This window comes from Haliea alexandrii (assembly GCF_003719295.1).
Lineage (GTDB): Bacteria > Pseudomonadota > Gammaproteobacteria > Pseudomonadales > Halieaceae > Haliea > Haliea alexandrii.
In genome coordinates this window covers 1-15941 of sequence record NZ_RFLW01000005.1, presented here as the reverse complement: position 1 = coordinate 15941, position 15941 = coordinate 1, and the positions used below count along the sequence as shown (strand labels likewise).

Annotated in this window: 17 protein-coding genes and 4 tRNA genes; 12 read left to right on the top strand and 9 right to left on the bottom strand. The window is 59.4% G+C overall.

Annotation, left to right across the window (positions count from 1 at the left end; translation table 11 throughout):
- Positions 1–7: 7 nt before the first annotated feature.
- The 3 genes from EGJ68_RS16325 to EGJ68_RS16315 all read right to left on the bottom strand — a co-directional run bounded on the left by EGJ68_RS16325 (position 8) and on the right by EGJ68_RS16315 (position 2272).
- Positions 8–1177, bottom strand: coding sequence for an isovaleryl-CoA dehydrogenase (locus EGJ68_RS16325; RefSeq protein ID WP_123035618.1), 1170 nt, complete (start codon positions 1175–1177; stop codon positions 8–10).
- 70 nt (positions 1178–1247) lie between these two features.
- Positions 1248–1628 (bottom strand): MerR family transcriptional regulator, encoded by a 381-nt coding sequence (locus EGJ68_RS16320; protein WP_123035617.1) that lies wholly within the window; start codon positions 1626–1628, stop codon positions 1248–1250.
- 119 nt (positions 1629–1747) lie between these two features.
- Entirely contained in the window at positions 1748–2272 is a 525-nt protein-coding gene (locus tag EGJ68_RS16315) for a nuclear transport factor 2 family protein (protein WP_123035616.1), read from the bottom strand.
- A 162-nt stretch (positions 2273–2434) separates the two neighbouring features.
- Between EGJ68_RS16315 and birA the strand changes: the two genes are divergently transcribed.
- The 4 genes from birA to EGJ68_RS16295 all read left to right on the top strand — a co-directional run bounded on the left by birA (position 2435) and on the right by EGJ68_RS16295 (position 7183).
- A complete protein-coding gene (gene birA / locus EGJ68_RS16310; protein WP_123035615.1) occupies positions 2435–3412 on the top strand; it encodes a bifunctional biotin--[acetyl-CoA-carboxylase] ligase/biotin operon repressor BirA in 978 nt (325 codons plus the stop codon).
- Positions 3412–4170: a type III pantothenate kinase gene (locus EGJ68_RS16305; RefSeq protein WP_123035614.1), complete on the top strand. Its 759-nt coding sequence runs from the start codon at positions 3412–3414 to the stop codon at positions 4168–4170. Before birA ends, EGJ68_RS16305 begins: the two co-directional genes overlap by 1 nt.
- Positions 4171–4469: 299 nt before the next feature.
- The gene (locus EGJ68_RS16300) at positions 4470–6935 is read left to right on the top strand and encodes a putative bifunctional diguanylate cyclase/phosphodiesterase (RefSeq protein ID WP_123035613.1); all 2466 of its coding nucleotides are present in this window, start codon (positions 4470–4472) and stop codon (positions 6933–6935) included.
- A 172-nt stretch (positions 6936–7107) separates the two neighbouring features.
- Positions 7108–7183: transfer RNA gene (locus EGJ68_RS16295), tRNA-Thr, on the top strand.
- A 63-nt stretch (positions 7184–7246) separates the two neighbouring features.
- Here the strand turns inward: EGJ68_RS16295 and EGJ68_RS16290 are convergent.
- Complete coding sequence (locus tag EGJ68_RS16290) at positions 7247–7600, bottom strand: transposase (protein WP_123035612.1); 354 nt, start codon at positions 7598–7600, stop codon at positions 7247–7249.
- Between the two features lie 273 nt (positions 7601–7873).
- Here EGJ68_RS16290 and EGJ68_RS16285 point away from each other — a divergent pair, with 273 nt between their 5' ends.
- On the top strand, positions 7874–8620 hold the full coding sequence (locus EGJ68_RS16285) for a PEP-CTERM sorting domain-containing protein (RefSeq protein WP_123035611.1): 747 nt from the start codon (positions 7874–7876) through the stop codon (positions 8618–8620).
- A gap of 65 nt (positions 8621–8685) precedes the next feature.
- On the opposite strand, the gene EGJ68_RS16280 is transcribed toward EGJ68_RS16285, so the two are convergent.
- The 3 genes from EGJ68_RS16280 to EGJ68_RS16270 form a co-directional block, all read right to left on the bottom strand.
- Complete coding sequence (locus EGJ68_RS16280; protein WP_123035610.1) at positions 8686–9282, bottom strand: uracil-DNA glycosylase family protein; 597 nt, start codon at positions 9280–9282, stop codon at positions 8686–8688.
- Positions 9283–9291: 9 nt separating this feature from the next.
- Entirely contained in the window at positions 9292–10212 is a 921-nt protein-coding gene (locus EGJ68_RS16275; RefSeq protein ID WP_123035609.1) for an NAD-dependent epimerase/dehydratase family protein, read from the bottom strand.
- Positions 10213–10324: 112 nt separating this feature from the next.
- The gene (locus EGJ68_RS16270) at positions 10325–10732 is read right to left on the bottom strand and encodes a globin (RefSeq protein ID WP_123035608.1); all 408 of its coding nucleotides are present in this window, start codon (positions 10730–10732) and stop codon (positions 10325–10327) included.
- A 132-nt stretch (positions 10733–10864) separates the two neighbouring features.
- Between EGJ68_RS16270 and EGJ68_RS16265 the strand changes: the two genes are divergently transcribed.
- Positions 10865–11314 carry a gamma-glutamylcyclotransferase family protein gene (locus EGJ68_RS16265; protein ID WP_123035607.1) on the top strand — a complete coding sequence of 150 codons (450 nt, stop codon included), beginning with the start codon at positions 10865–10867 and terminating at the stop codon, positions 11312–11314.
- The gene (locus EGJ68_RS16260) at positions 11311–12654 is read left to right on the top strand and encodes an MFS transporter (protein ID WP_199228084.1); all 1344 of its coding nucleotides are present in this window, start codon (positions 11311–11313) and stop codon (positions 12652–12654) included. The genes EGJ68_RS16265 and EGJ68_RS16260 overlap by 4 nt, the downstream gene beginning before the upstream one ends.
- A 35-nt stretch (positions 12655–12689) precedes the next feature.
- Here the strand turns inward: EGJ68_RS16260 and EGJ68_RS16255 are convergent, their stop codons facing one another.
- Positions 12690–13859 carry a lipid-transfer protein gene (locus EGJ68_RS16255; protein ID WP_123035606.1) on the bottom strand — a complete coding sequence of 390 codons (1170 nt, stop codon included), beginning with the start codon at positions 13857–13859 and terminating at the stop codon, positions 12690–12692.
- The gene (locus tag EGJ68_RS16250; RefSeq protein ID WP_123035605.1) at positions 13856–14272 is read right to left on the bottom strand and encodes a Zn-ribbon domain-containing OB-fold protein; all 417 of its coding nucleotides are present in this window, start codon (positions 14270–14272) and stop codon (positions 13856–13858) included. Before EGJ68_RS16250 ends, EGJ68_RS16255 begins: the two co-directional genes overlap by 4 nt.
- A 156-nt stretch (positions 14273–14428) precedes the next feature.
- Between EGJ68_RS16250 and EGJ68_RS16245 the strand changes: the two genes are divergently transcribed.
- The 5 genes from EGJ68_RS16245 (at position 14429) to EGJ68_RS16225 (ending at position 15816) form a co-directional block, all read left to right on the top strand.
- A complete protein-coding gene (locus EGJ68_RS16245) occupies positions 14429–14977 on the top strand; it encodes an FAS1-like dehydratase domain-containing protein (RefSeq protein WP_123035604.1) in 549 nt (182 codons plus the stop codon).
- On the top strand, positions 14974–15387 hold the full coding sequence (locus EGJ68_RS16240) for a hotdog family protein (RefSeq protein ID WP_123035603.1): 414 nt from the start codon (positions 14974–14976) through the stop codon (positions 15385–15387). The genes EGJ68_RS16245 and EGJ68_RS16240 overlap by 4 nt, the downstream gene beginning before the upstream one ends.
- A 104-nt stretch (positions 15388–15491) precedes the next feature.
- Positions 15492–15575: transfer RNA gene (locus EGJ68_RS16235), tRNA-Tyr, on the top strand.
- Between the two features lie 75 nt (positions 15576–15650).
- Positions 15651–15724, top strand: a tRNA-Gly gene (locus EGJ68_RS16230).
- 16 nt (positions 15725–15740) lie between these two features.
- A tRNA-Thr gene (locus EGJ68_RS16225) sits at positions 15741–15816 on the top strand.
- The last annotated feature ends 125 nt before the right edge of the window (positions 15817–15941 follow it).

The window sequence follows — 15941 nt, the reverse complement described above, 5'->3', positions numbered from 1 at the left end:
ACTCCGGTCAGGCGGTTTCGTTGAACAGTTCGCGGCCAATCAGCATACGGCGGATCTCCGACGTGCCGGCACCAATTTCATACAGCTTGGCATCGCGCAACAGGCGGCCCGCATTGGCATCGTTGGTGTAGCCGAAGCCACCGAGCGCCTGAATCGCCTGCAGCGCCATCTGCGTGGCTTTTTCTGCGGTGTAGAGAATGACCGCTGCGCAATCCTTGCGCGTTTCCTCGCCGCGGTCGCAGGCGGCGGCCACGGCGTAGAGGTAAGCCCGGCAAGCGGACAGGTCGGCATACATATCCGCGAGCTTGCCCTGCATGAGCTGGAACTGGCCGATGCTCTGGCCAAACTGCTCGCGGGTGTGCAGGTAGGGCACCACTTCGTCCAGGCAGGCCTGCATGATCCCCACCGGGCCGCCGGAGAGTACCGTGCGTTCGTAGTCCAGCCCGGACATCAGCACCTTCACACCCTGCCCCTCGCCGCGCAGGATGTTCGCGGCGGGTACCGGCGTGTTATCGAACACGAGCTCGCAGGTGTTGGAACCGCGCATGCCCAGTTTGTCGAGCTTGGGTGAGCGGGAAAAACCCGGGGAGTCGCGCTCGACCAGAAAGGCGGTAATACCTTTGGAGCCGGCCTCGGGGTCGGTTTTCGCGTAGATGACGTAGACATCGGCGTCCGGGCCGTTGGTAATCCACATTTTGTTGCCGGTGAGGTAGTAGGTGTCACCCTCCTTGCGTGCCTGCAGCTTCATGCTCACCACATCCGAGCCGGCGTTGGGCTCCGACATGGCCAGCGCGCCTACGTGCTCACCGCTGCACAGCCGGGGCAGGTACTTTTGTTTCTGTGCTTCGCTGCCGTTTTTCTGGATCTGGTTCAGGCAGAGGTTGGACATGGCACCGTAGGACAGCCCGACCGACGCCGATGCACGGCTGATCTCCTCCATGACAATACTGTGCGCGAGATAGCCCATATTGGAGCCGCCGTACTGCTCCTCGACGGTGATGCCCAGCAAACCCATGTCGCCAAACGTGCGCCACAGGTCGTTCGGAAACGCGTTGTCGCGATCGATCTGGGCGGCGCGCGGCGCGATCTCCTTCTGGCACATCTGGTAGACCGCGTTGCGAAGCATGTCCAGTTCTTCGCCAAGGCCAAAGTTGAGCGTGGGGTAGCCGGTATTCATGATGATCTGTGCCTCAGTCCGTGATTATGGGGTGGCGTGCCAGCGTTGCCGGGTGCGTGGCCTGTCGCCTTCAATCTGCATTTTCCAACCCTTGCTCGCACAGGGCCTGTACTTCATCCAGGCCCGCCAGCATGTCCTCGATGTCCCGCTTCTGGCGCAGCAGGCGTTCGCGCTTGTCCTGCACCGTGTGTATCAATGAGTGTAGCTGGCTGCGGTTATTGTGTGCGGGGTCGTAAAGGTCAATCACCTCCACACTTTCCTGCAGGCTCATACCAATGCGCTTGCCGCGCAGGATAAGTTTGATCCGCACGCGATCACCGGCGCTGTACACACGCTGCTGCCCCTGTCGGCGGGGGTGGATGAGCCCCTTTTCTTCGTAGAAGCGAATGGTCCGCGTGGTAATACCGAACTCCGACGCCAGCTGCGAAATGCTGTAGCTGCGGTCTGTCACTGCACCTGCCTGATGAGAGTGTGGCTGAAATATAGCCTACGTTTACGTTAACGTAAACTACCGGCCGTCACGGGCGGGAGTGCCCTGCACCCCGACTGTGTGGGAAGGCGGGTACGAGCTCAGTGCGAGGCCAGCTGCTCTTGCAGGCGTGCCTTCATTGGCTGCACCCAGTTTTCCTTCAGGGTGGGGGACAACAACCCTGCCACTTCCAGTTCATCACACAGGCGCATCTGGTGGGCGAGGTCGAAGAGGTCGAACTGCCGTATGATCTTCGCCTCGTCATCGAGTGTGATAAACGAGACACCGGGAGTTTCGTAGTAGCTCCCGCCACTGCGCTCTCCCGGCCCGCGGTTCATCCAGTGGGTGATGAGGCGGTTTTCGCTGCCGGTGTAAACGCCGAGGTAAGGAAAGGTCCAGCCCTCCCAGCCGACCTGCATGTCGCGGCCGTAGTGAGTGGCTTTGATCTCGTCGATACCGCGGGCCGTGACCTGCATGACGCCGGCGTACTCACAGGTGTAGACGCAATCACGCGCGTAAATCTGATCGACAAAAAACGTCCATTCGTTGTCGCGGGATGCCTGCGCGTGCGCTCGTATCAGGGTGTCCGCGGCAGCGCGCAGCGTGGCGTCGTCTAGGTTGGGCATGGCGATTCTCCTGAGGTTGAGCTGTGAGCATGCGAAACAGCGTTTGTTGTGACCAACTCTGGCCTGAAATGTGGCGCAGGGCCAATTGCGCTGGTTATTCAGTTGAACCGTGGCAGGGTTTGCTATTATTCGCGCCATGTTTCACTGCCCGGTAACTCGCGAATGCCCAATACCACCCTGGTGCCCCTGCTGGCTGATGGCCAGTTCCATTCCGGCCAGGCGCTGGCCAACGCACTTGGCCTCAGCCGCACCGCCGTATGGAAGCAATTGAACAGACTGCAGTCTCTGGGCCTGGAGGTGGAGTCCGTCAAGGGGCGAGGCTACCGTATCCCCGGCGGCGTGGAGCTGTTGGATGACGGTCGCGTGCGCGAGGCGCTGCAGCCGCCTGCGCGCGCGCTGCTGCATGAGCTGCAGTTGCTGGAGACGGTCGATTCAACCAACGCGGAAGTGCTGCGCCGGATTGCGGCGGGTACTGCCCCGGGGCTCGTCTGCAGCGCCGAGCAGCAAACCGCGGGTCGCGGCCGCCGCGGCCGACAGTGGGTGAGCCCCTTTGCGCGCAATATCTACCTGTCGTTTTCCTGGGAGTACCACCAGGGCGCAGCGGCGCTGGAGGGCTTGAGCCTGGCGGTGGGCGTGGCGGTGGTGCGTGCTTTGAGCGGGTTGGATGTCGGTGACCTGCAACTCAAATGGCCCAACGACGTGCTCTCAGGGGGTACCAAACTCGGCGGCGTTTTGCTGGAAATGGCGGGCGACGCAGCAGGCCGATGCCAGGTGGTGATTGGCGTGGGTATCAACGTGGCCATGCCGACTGCCGCCGCCGACAGCATCGATCAGGCCTGGACCGACCTGGCCCGCCTCTGCGGTGGCACCCCGCCCGGGCGCAATGCCCTGCTGGCGGCCCTGCTCAACGAGCTGTTGCCACTTGCGGCCAGCTTTGGCGATACCGGTTTTGCGGCCTGGCGGGCGCCGTGGATGGCGTTGGACGCCTACGCCGACACGCCGGTGGTGTTAAGCAGTGGCGAGCAGCGCCAGGCCGGAGTGGCCCGCGGGGTGGACGAGCGCGGCGCGCTGTTGCTGGAAACCACCCTGGGTCTGCAGCCTGTGTATGGCGGCGAAATATCCCTGCGGGCGGCCTCCTGATGACGGCGCAGTGCCTACAGCTGGATATGGGCAACAGCAGCGCCAAGTGGCGGCTCAAGGGGGGCGCAGAGATCATTGCCCGCGGCGAGTTTCGTCACAGCGCCCCGGAGACCATGGAGGCGCTACTCGCACAGCCCGCTGACCCTGCGCAGATCTGGATTGCCAGCGTATCCAGCGAGGCGACGGAGGATGCCGTGCGTCGTCGGCTGCAGCAGCGGTGGCCGCAAGCGAAACTCTGGTTCGCCCGCAGCGAGGCGCGCAGTGGTGATCTGGTGAACAGTTATGCGCAACCCCTGCGTATGGGGGTCGACCGGTGGCTGGTGATGTTGGGCGCCAGGTACCGGCAGCCCAGCCGCCTCTGTGTGGTCGACGCGGGCTCCGCCCTGACCATTGACCTGGTGGATGCCGGTGGCCGCCACGAGGGGGGCTATATCATCCCCGGTCCCTCGCTGATGGAGCGGGCCCTGTTGCTGGACACCGACCGGGTGCGCTTCGCGGAAGAGGCAGTTTATGACCTGGCGCCCGGAACATCCACGGCGGAAGCGGTGCGCCACGGCATTGCCCTCGCCCAGGCCTCGGCGGTGCGCGTGGCGATGGAGCTGGCGGGTGAGCCGCAGCCCCGATTGTATCTGTGTGGAGGAGGGGCCGAGACGCTGCAGCGTCTGCTGGGTGGCGTCGGAGAGTGGATTTCGGATCTGGTGTTTGAGGGCCTGGAAGCCATGGCTGCTCTGCAGGGCCGGCAGACCGGCGGCGAATAGGCGTGGAGCGAGCCTGGCCAACACCAATTGCATCAGCAGGACGGGTGGCCGGTGTTCCTGGCAGTCGTCTGGCACTGTTGTGGATGGCCTGATGCTCCAAGCCTACAAGGCCAGCTTCGCAGAAGAACCCATAAAAACAACAAGGGCAAATTTGACGAGTGCCACCGCCTGCGGCTATTAGAGAGTAGTCTACATCGCCATATGCCTACGCTGCGGAGCGTGGCCCTTGCGCGGGTGGCAAGCTGCAATGATGGACGACGGCACCACCGCAACGATAAGGTCTGGCATGGAGACCCGTTTTGCTTGAGATTATCACGTCGGCTTCTTACTGGGTTCTGGTCGTTCTCTGGCTGGTCATATTGTGGCTTTATATCGACAGTTTGCGCGTTTCAAGAAGCGTAGATAAGACGATCGCTGCTCTTTTACTGATTCTCGCTATCGACGCTTTTCGCACGCTGTTTGAAAGCGCCTACTTTGGTCTCTATTTTAATTCACTGTTTGGATTCTTGCCGATTGGTGTGTTTGAGACGCTGTCTCACCCCAGTCTGATGGTCGTTCCGAAGCTACTAAATATCATTGCCGGGTTGCTGGTTCTGTTCCTTTTGATCAGACACTGGATTCCGCGGGAAATCCAACAGCGACAGGCCTGGATAGATGGTCTAAGGCAGGAGAAGCGGATTGCTGAACACCAGAGAGAAGCCGCTGAGGTGGAGTCAAGAAAACTGCAGTCTGTGCTGGATGCCATACCCGATGCGATTTTGACAACAGATACCCAGCGACGGATTGTATCGATCAACAGGGGCATGCGGCGAGTGTTTGGCTATAGCATTGATGAGCTGGCGGGCAAGAAAACATCGGTAATCTATGCAAGTGAGGAAGATTACGAACTGCAGGGTCGACTTCGATTCAACCTGAGTGCAGAGGAAAAGGCGGCGCCCTATGAGGTTGAATATAAGCACAAGGACGGGCGTTTGTTTCCGGGTGAAACCATGGGCGTTGTGCTGCACGATGCAGCAGGGGAAGTATCCGGGTACATCGGTGTCATTCGCGATATTACTGAGCGCAAAGACACTGAGAACAAGCTGAGATTGGCTGCCAGTGTGTTTACTCATGCCCGCGAAGGCATAGCGATCACAGACGCCCGCGCATGTATCATTGATGTGAACGATACCTTATGTGAGATGAGCGGATACGAACGCGACGAACTGCTCGGCAGCAATCCCCGCATTTTACACTCCGGACTGCAGAAATCCGAGTTCTTCCATGGCATGTGGGAATCGCTGATCAATAGAAAGCACTGGACCGGGGAAATTCTGAACCGCGGCAAGGATGGTGAGGTCATGACCAATCTGGTCACCATCAGTGCCGTTTGTGACGACGATGATGTGGTGCAGCACTATGTGGGTCTGTTCACCGATATCACAAGAATCAAGGAGGATCAGTATCAACTGGAGTACGCGGCTCACTATGACGCACTGACGAGTTTGCCGAACCGGGTGCTGCTGGCCGACCGCTTGGTGCAAGCCATGACGCACAGTCAGAGACGTAAAAATTCTGTCGCTGTTGCCTATCTGGATCTCGATGAATTCAAGGCGGTGAATGACAAATACGGTCACTCGGCAGGCGACCGGCTGTTGGTTGATGTATCAAAGCGGGTATTGAGCGTTCTGCGAGAAGGGGACACGTTAACCCGCATCGGAGGTGACGAGTTTGTTGTAGTGCTGGCGGATATCGAAAAAATGTCGGACTGCGAGAAACTTTTGTTACGGATTCTGCATGTGGTCTCAGAGCCGATTCTTTTGGAAGAATATACGCTAAAAGTCTCCGCCAGTATCGGGGTAACCGTGTATCCACAGGATCTGGTTGAAGCGGAACAATTGATACGTCACGCCGACCAGGCAATGTATACCGCCAAGCAACAAGGCAAGAATACCATTCATATTTTCAATACTGTTGAAAATGATGCTGCTCTCGACTACCGGCAGTTTATACAGGACGTTCGGCTGGCTCTCGAGCGACAGGAGCTGGTGCTGTATTACCAGCCCAAGGTAAATCTGGAGTCGGGCGAGGTCATCGGCTTTGAGGCACTTATCCGCTGGCAACATCCCGAACGAGGTCTGTTGACCCCCGACCTGTTCATACCGCGCATAGACAATCATGAAATCAGCGTCGATATCGGCGATTGGGTTATCACCACTGCCCTGGAGCAAATCAGACGCTGGCAAGCTTTGGGTCTGGATATTGCCGTCAGCGTCAATGTCAGTCCGCGGCAGCTGCAGGCAGAGGACTTCGTAGCAAAGATCTCTGGATGGCTGTCTGGCTACCCGTCCATCACGCCTAATTTACTGGAACTCGAAATTCTTGAGTCCAGCGCGATGAGCGATATCAATGAAGTATCCAAGGTGATGTACGACTGCCTGCAGATCGGTGTGTGCAGCGCGCTTGATGATTTTGGCACGGGATATTCGTCGCTGGAATATCTAAAATTGTTTCCCGCAGGTTTTTTGAAAATAGACAAGAGCTTCATCCGTGACATGACAGAAGACACGGACGACAAGACCATCGTATCGGCCGTAATCGGCCTGGCCGCCTCGTTTCACTGTACAGCCATTGCTGAAGGGGTGGAGACCAGTCAGCAGAGGCGGCAGCTGTTGGCGATGGGGTGCAAATTTGGCCAAGGCTTTGGCATCGCCCGTCCAATGCCTGCCGAGAGGGTTCCTGGATGGCTCAAAGAGTGGAAGTCCACGCCCCATTGGGCAGACTGAGCACCTGACGGATACTGACTGTTGGATGCTGGCGGTCATCACGAGCGCGGTCATGCGCCCCTGGCCGGGCGCCCCTGGCCGGGCGCCCTCTGCGAGTTGCTATTGCATCACCTGGGGCCATTGTCTATCATGCGCCCCCGCGGGAGCTATGGCTCCCAGCGGTTCTTGTATGGCTGGCGTAGCTCAGTAGGTAGAGCAGCTGATTTGTAATCAGCCGGTCGGGGGTTCGATTCCTCTCGCCAGCTCCATTTTTCCATAATTATCAATGTCCTAAGGCTCTACCCAATTAACGGGGGATGCGCCGATATTCACTAAACCCTGTTGATGATGCCACCGGAACGCCGCACCGCCCAACCACAATGGGTCAGCACCCTCAGTCTGTAGTTCTCAAAGTTCCTGAAACCATACGCTCGCCTCGACATCATTTCCATCTTGTTATGGAAGCCCTCGGTGGGCCCGTTGCTCTTGCGGAAACGCCACATCGTCACGATCGGCTCTAGCCAGGAGGTTAGGGTTCTCGCCAGCCGGTGAAGTGGGCTGGCGTTGAACTGTTTGATCAGCCTGAGCAGCTTGGGCAGCGTCTTTTCGGCGCGCTTTCTGGTCAAGGTTTTGAGCAGGAGCAGCCGACTGAGGCGTTGTTTCGCCGTGTACAGCGCGCTCAGCACCGGGAAGGCGCTGGGGTAGGTGCCGAGGCTATCGCTGTGCTTTCAGAGGTACGACCGGAGAAAGACTGGTGCGAATAAACGCTTGACCGTCACACAATGAATACGGTGTCTAAATTTTTTACACTTCCATCCCATCCAGGTTTTTGATGCATCGTAAGCAATTGTTTTAAATGACAAAAAATAAACCGGCCTGACTATTGCTGACTGGTCTATCCGAGCATTTTTTTAAATTGTTCGCGTTAGAAATTCAGTCATCTGTCAGCGAGGTATTTAATGACACGCAATTTTACGAAAGCTATGGCCGCTATCGTTCTGGGTGGTGCGTCTGCTCTTTCCCAGGCAGCGCCCTTCGCTCCCACCGGCACTTTCGGAGCGCTTACTGGATTTGGTGATGATCCGTTCGGGGGTGATGGCATACCAACCAATCAGACAATGATCACTACGTTCAATGGCCTGGAGGGCGACACAGTCACGATAGCGCTTGCGGCGACGCAGCGTTTTTCAAATCCCGCGTTAGGCAATGACGGCGCAGGAACCTACACAGCGCAGGCCGGAGAGAACGACGGTACACCCGGTTCAACCACCGGTACATTGGGCTCTACCTGGAATTTCAGCTACTTCATCGGCATCGATGGTGACGGCGAAAGCACGATCGCAGATTACGGCATAACCCTGTTCTATGATCTCGATCCAGCTATTGGTACAGATTCCGCGGCGATGGGAACATTTGACGGCTTTTCGTTCGTCAACCAGCGCCAGTTTGGAGGCTCAGAGAATGCGGGATTTAACTACTTGTCCGTTGGTATTACGGGGGTAGTCACGCCACCATTATTTGCAACTTTTGATCCGTTTGCGGCGGGAGAATACTCTTTCGCAATTGCATCGCAATTCAATCAGGCGCCAGAAATCGTTGCCATGAATGTCAACGTGGAGGCCTCTCCAGTTCCTGTTCCTGCAACCTTGGCTCTGATGGCTTTGGGCCTGGCCGCGCTGGGCTACTCTCGCCGCAAGGCAGGTTAAGTCAGCCAGGTTCGATCACGGCCCTCCACGGAGGGCCTTTTTTTTTGGTATGTCGCGCGTGGCGGTCAGCCAATTGCTGCGCAGCCGTTTACGATTTCCCGCACGCGCATTCGCAGCGCAGGCAACAGTTCTGACTCAAACCAGGGGTTTTGCGCCAGCCAGCGGTTGTTGCGCGGGCTGGGGTGTGGCAGCGGTACCACGCTGGGCCAATGCCTCCGCCAGTTGCGCACCCTCACTGTTACGCTCTCTCTGCGCCCATCCAGGTGCCAGGCCTGGGCGTACTGCCCCAGCACCAACGTCAGTTCGAGCCGCGGCAAGTGGTCCAACAACGGCTGACGCCAGGTGGCCGCGCATTCGGGGCGGGGTGGCAGGTCGCCATTCTTGCCGGTACCCGGGTAGCAAAAGCCCATGGGCAGGAGTGCCACGGTACGCGGGTCGTAGAAGCGCTCCCGCTCAATACCCAGCCACTCCCGCAACCGCGCGCCGCTGGGGTCGTCAAACGGCACGCCTGTCTCGTGCACCTTGCGACCGGGTGCCTGCCCGGCAATCAGGATGCGGGCGTCTGGATGCAGCTGCAGGACCGGCCTTGCGCCCAGCGGCAGCTCGGGTTCGCACAGGCGGCAGGCGCGCACGCGGGCCAACAGCGCGTCTGTGGCGCTCATGCCTGGCGGCTACGGTTGTTTTAACGCGGGATACCGTGCCCGCGCCATCGCCGCAAACCCGTCCCGCCAGCTGATGCGGCAGGGGCCGATCAGCTCAATCCTGCGCTGGTTGTCGCTCACCCGTGACGGTATCGACTGGCTGTCGTCTTCGCGAAAACGCGGGGTCTTCCCGACCAACTTGCCGAAGTACTGGCACCAGGTGCGTACATCTACAGGCTCGTCGCCACTCCAGTTGATGATGGTCGCTGGCACGGTCGCTGCGGCCAGCAAGCGTTCCACCTGCTCGTTGATATCGTCCTGGTGAATGCAGGTGTACCAAGCCTCGCCACCCGCGGGTAATACGATCTCCTCATCCTGCATAATCGCATCGAGATGATAGGCCGGTAGCCCGCCATTGGCGGAGTAAGACACGTTCATGCGGGCGATGGTTGTGGGGAGATCGTAAAGCCTTGCGCAGCTGCGCGCGATGGCTTCCTGCGCAATCTTGGAAATGGCATAGGTCGGCGAGTAGGGCTGTTTCGAATCTCCCAGTGGGTCATCCTCCCGAAATGCGTGGCGCGGCTCGGGGTGCAGCGCATACACGGCGCAGGTAGACATGATCAGGCACGCTTTCGCGCTGCGGCAATGCGCCATCAGTAGCGCTGTTCCCTCGGCATTCACCTGCAAGGCGTAGTCATAGTCCTGTCCGGCCAGCTGGAATACGGCGAAATGCAGCACATAGTCGAAATCCTGTGGCAGGCCCCCAAATTCGCCGGTCGCAAGGTCAACCGCGCGGGTGATCATGCCCGCCTGCTCACAGCGCTCCCGGGAGCCGGGCTCACTGAAGCGCGCAACGGCCCAGACTTCATTGTTGGCGGCGAGAAACTGCCCTAGAGGAAAGGCAATCTGGCCGGCGGCACCGGTCAGGAGAATTTTCTGGTCTTCGAGCATGGTTTCCCCTCAGTTGTACGGGTTGTGGCACGACTATCAAGATTGACTCCCAGTCTTGAATATACGGGGTGCAGTGGGGGAGGGGAACCTCTGAGGTCGCGTTGATCGATCATCAATACCGCCGAATCATTTGTTGCACCACATGCCCCAGAATTTTCCGCCAGGCCGCTTCCACATCGGCATTCCATTGCAGGTCAAAATCACTGGCGGTTGCGATGAGGGTGTCGATCCACACGGCGTAGAGCTGTGGTTCGATATTGAGGTGATCACGATCGTGTGTGGTGGCGCGCTCGTTCACTTCGCGCAGGGCTTCCGTGCGCCCGGCCGTGGCTTCCGCGCACAACAGCAGCGAGCGGCGCAGCATGGCGTTCTGCTTTTCGAGGTCGGTGAAGCGAAACTTGGCCTTGATCTCATCTGATGCGTCGAACAGCTGCTCATAAAATGCCGGTATAAAGGCATGGTCTTCCATGCAGCGCGTCACGCTGTGCAAGAACAGCTGCTTTGATGTCGGCTCCTTCATGATCAGCGTCCCTGTCCGGCCATTGCTGGAAGTCTAGTTGAAGATGGTCTGCTGTGCTGTAGCGGCAGCTTGCGCTAGCGTGGCCGAGGTGGCAGCACTGTACAGTGTCGGCCGCAGCGGTATGATGTGCGAATGACTGCACAAGTGACCGTTTCACGTGGCGCGTGGAGGTGGCGGGTCGCCGCCGGCCTGCTGGGTGTGTTGTCCGCAACGGGCATGTACCTGTGGTGGGTGCTGCTGGGACCCTGGGGGTATGCCTTGCCACCGGGCTACAACGTTCCGGAGGGGCCCTGCGATCAACGCGTCTTCGTGTATGGCACCCTGCGTAATCCGCTGGTGCGCTGGTTGATCGTTGGGCGCCGCATTTCTACAGCGCCCGCTGCGGTAGCGGGCTTTGACAAGCAGCGCCTGGATATCCAGCCGCTAGCGGATGGCCGTGTGCCCGGAGAGGTGTTCGCCGTTGGCCCCAGAGAGCTGGCCCGCCTCGATCGCTACGAGCGCCTCGGGGTGCGTTACGAGCGTGTGTGCCTGGCACTGGATTCGGGTGAGGCCGTGTGGGTGTATCGGCGGCTACCGGTGTGAGCACCGGCACCGGCACTGGCCCTGTCGCGCTGGCGCCGCGGCGCGAAATATTCGGCTGGGCGATGTTCGATTTCGCCAATCAGGGTTACACGCTACTCATTATTACGGTGGTTTTCGGGGACCTGTTCACGCGCGTGATCGTGGGTGATGCGCCGGACTACCGGCTGGGTAACCTGCTCTGGAGCATAGCGCTGGCGGTGAGCTATGTGCTGGTCGTGTTTGCCAGCCCCGTGTGCGGTGCGATCATGGATTACTCGCGCAGCCGCAAGCGCTTCTTGTTTGCCAGCTATCTGCTCACCGTAGCGGCTACCTGCCTGTTGTACGTTGTGGAACCCGGTTGGATTGTGCCGGCCATGGTGTTGCTGGTGCTCTCCAATTTTGCCTACGCCATCGGTGAAGGGTTTATTGCCAGTTTCCTGCCGGATCTGGGGCCGCGCAGTGCGCTCGGCTGGATTTCGGGGTTGGGCTGGAGCCTCGGCTATGTCGGCGGCTTGGTGGCTACAGCTTTTACCCTGTTGGTGCTTGGCGACGTGTCACTGGACAATTATGACCGCATCCGCTGGGTGGGGCCGTTCGCCGGAGGCTTTTTCCTGCTTGCCGCCATCCCCACATTTCTCTGGTTGCGCGAGCGGGGTGTTCGTCGTCCCGGTCTGGGCAACCGGGCGTTGCTTGGCATGGGCATTGCCCGGGTGCTGGCGACGCAGCGCGCGCTGGCGCAGTTCCGGGATCTGCGCTCCCTGCTGGTTTCGGTATTTTTCGCCATGGCCGGCGTCTACATCATCATCGCGTTTTCGTTTATTTACGGGGCACAGGTGATCGGGTGGGATGAGTCGGTACGCGTGTGGATGTTCATTACGGTGCAGATTACCGCAGCGCTGGGTGCACTGGTATTTGGCCATCTGCAGAGCCACTGGGGCGCGCGCCGGGTTTATCTGTTCACGCTGGCGCTGTGGCTGGTTGCAATTCTCGCAATCTGGCAGACACCGGCTCTCACGCAACTGGCGCATGTCTGGTTGGACGTGTCGTGGCAGGCGCAGCACGTATTTTTGTTTGCCGGCGTGCTTTCGGGGCTGAGCCTGGGGTCCTCACAATCGGCGGCGCGTGCGCTGGTGGGGGTGCTGACGCCGCACGTCAAAGCGGCAGAGTTCTTCGGTTACTGGGGCATGGCGACCAAGGCTGCGGCGGTGTTCGGGATTTTTGGCCTGGGCCTTGTGCAGTGGCTGCTCGGCCTTGCGGATGCGATCGTGTTCTGCCTGGCGCTGTTTGTGCTGGCGATGGTCGCGGTGCTGCCGGTTGACGAAGCGCGCGGCGCGCTGGCGGCAGACGCCTGGAGGGAGTGAGCCCCGCGCAGTGCTTGCTACGCGGGGCTGTGGGGTCAGTCGCGTGCGAGAATCAGTGCCCCGGTGGGCACTCCAACGCCGCTGCTCACCAGCACATGCTCTACACCCTTCGGTTGGCTGGTCGAGGTGCCGCGTACCAGGCGTGCGCCTTCAGCAATGCTGTTCATGCCGTGGATGTAGGCCTCTGACAGCAGGCCGCCATGAGTGTTGTTGGGCAGGCGGCCATCAATGTCCAGGGCGCCGTCGCGTACCATGTCCTTGCCCTCGCCACGGCCGCAGAAGCCGAAGCTCTCCAGCTGCATGATCACTTCTGAGGTAAAGGCATCGTACAGGCAGGCTGCGTTGATGTCGTCCGGCCCCAGCCCGCTCTGGGCGTACACCAGCTTTGCGGCCATCTCCATTTCAGGCAGGGAATCAAGCTCATCGCGGTAGTAGCTGGTCATCTGCTCCTGGCCGCGGGTGGAGGCTTGCACTACACCGCGAATAATGGCTGGCTTCTGCTGCAGGTCGCGTGCGCGCTCCGCGCTGGTGACCAGAATGGCGCAGCCACCATCAGTTTCCTGACAGAAATCGTACAAGCGCAGCGGATCGGCGATCATTTTCGAGGCCAGATAGTCCTCCATGGTCAGCGGCTTGCCGTGGAAGAAGGAGCGTGGATTACTCTGCGCGTAATTGCGCTGGGAAATGGCGACCCGGCCCAGGTCTTCCGCAGTAACGCCGTGGTGGTGCATGTACTTGTTGGCGATCATGGCAATCCAGGAGCCCGGTGTCAGCATGCCGTAGGGCATGTACCAGGACCAGTGCACCAGGTCCGAGCTGACAATCTGCCCGGAGATACCCTGGCCCATGCGCTGGCCTGAGCGGCCATTCATGGCGCGGTAACAAATGACGTTGTCGGCAACACCGGTGGCCACCGCCATGACGGCATGCAGGATGGTGCCAACGGCCGCGCCGCCACCGTAGTTGACCTTCGTGAAGAGCTTCAAATCGCCGGCGCCGACAGTGCGAGCAAGCTCGATTTCATCGGTGGAATCCAGCGTATAGCTGACAAAACCGTCGATTTCCGAGGGGGGCAGTCCTGCGTCTTCGCAGGCGGCGAGGGTGGCCTGGGCCGCCAGAGACAGCTCGGATACGCCGGACTTCTTCGAGAATTCGGTGAGCCCAATACCGGCAATGGCCGCCTTGTCCTTGAGAAATTGGCTCATGCGTGGGCTCCTTGTGCGGGCTGGAACATGGGCAGACGGAAACCGTCCGGGTCCTCGTGCATGACCATTTCCACAGGCATGCCGAACTCGACCGCGTCTTCGCTGCAGTTGATCAGCTGTGACGTGAAACGTGTGCCTTCTTCCAGCTTCACGAGGATGATGATGAGCGGGTAATCAAAGCCGGGGAATTGCGGATGATGCAAAACGGTGAAACTGTCCAGGGTACCCCGGCCGGATGCAACGACGTGGTCCCATTCCAGCGACTGGCAGTCGCCACACATCGGCCGCGGGGGGTGTCGCAGTGTGCTGCAGGCCTTGCAGCGCTGAATGGCGAGGTTACCCTCTGCCGCTTGCTGCCACCACCAGCCGTTGTCTTCCCCCATGGGGGGCTTCATTCGGAAACTTTGCGCCATGTGCACACCACCGTTTGATAATTGCTGTTTATTGAAATATGACTGCGGTAAAACATAATTGAAATTGAATATAAATTCAATTATGTTGTCGATCGAGTTGGATCACGAGTCAGCGGCACGCATGCCGCACCTGCATTTCTACGGAGCCTCAAAACCATGAGCAGCGAGAACATCAGCGCCTTCGAGGAAAAGATACAGGCCTTCGTCGGCCGCGAATGCGGTTCCTCCACCGCCAAGGACGCAGTAAATAAAGCCATGATTCGCCACTGGTGCGAAGTCATGGGCAACACCAATCCCGATCATCTGGATGAAGCCGAGGCGGCGTCGGGCTCCCGCGGTGAGCTGGTGGCGCCGGCAACGATGCTGTTCGCGTGGGGCCAGGCCGGTTACGCAGTAGCGGCCCAGGGGCGTGAGCAGGACCCGCAGACCCAGCTGTTCGACCTCTTTGATGAGCACGGCTATGTGGGTGTGGTCGCGACCAATACCACCCAGGAGTACGACCGGGAGGTGCGCCTCGGTGAAGTGGTTCACGCGCGAACGGTGATCGACAACATTTCCGAGCGTAAAAAGACGGGGCTCGGCGAGGGCTACTTTTACGAGACGGTTACCGAGTTCACCAATCAGGACGGGGACCCGCTGGGTCGCCAGAGCTTCAAGGTGCTCAAATACCGTCCCAAAAATGCCGGCGGGGAGGCTGCCCAATGAGTGATCCAATCAAGCAGGGGCAGGTCAAGGTCGGTGACACCTTGCCGCCACGTGAAATTGCCATCACCACGTCACTGATCGTGAGTGGTGCCCTGGCGACACGCGACTTTCAAAAGGTCCACCACGATAAAGCGGTGGCGCAGGCCAGTGGCATGCCGGATGTGTTCATGAATATCCTGACAACCCAGGGCCTGACCGAATCCTATCTGCGCGACTGGTGTGGCCGCGATGCTGTCTTCCGCAAGCTGACCATTCACCTGGGGGCGCCCAATATCCCGGGTACCACCATGACCATGAGCGGCGAAGTGAAGTCCTGTGCGGACGGGTTGGTCGAGGTTGAAGTCGTAGGCCAGAACAGCCAGTGGGGCATGCATGTGAAGGCACTGGCGACCATCGCACTACCCGTCTGAAACCCCCGCTGGGTTCCTGTTTGGCATCGCCCGGCAGGTGGATGATTTTGTTTGATTTATCGGTTGACAAAGGACCGGGCCGTCTGGACAATATGCCGCCTTTCGGAGGGGTTCCCGAGTGGCCAAAGGGATCAGACTGTAAATCTGACGCGAAAGCTTCGGTGGTTCGAATCCACCCCCCTCCACCAGGTTCAACGCCGTGGCAGAAGTCGTGCTTTAGCATGCCGCCGCTGCGGTTAATCCGCCAGATACTAGCGGGTCAGGCGGGTATAGTTCAAAGGTAGAACCTCAGCCTTCCAAGCTGATGATGCGGGTTCGATTCCCGCTACCCGCTCCAATTGGGTACGAGCAAGGCTCATATAGCTCAGTCGGTAGAGCACTTCCTTGGTAAGGAAGAGGTCACCGGTTCAAATCCGGTTATGAGCTCCACCCAGTTGATTGCCGTGCGGCGTGCCGGGCGGTTGAAGTTGACACAGGAATGTGCGGTATTACTGCAAGTCCAGGCCGGTAACAGGAGACCGTCGAGATGGCAAAGGAAAAGTTCGAACGTAATA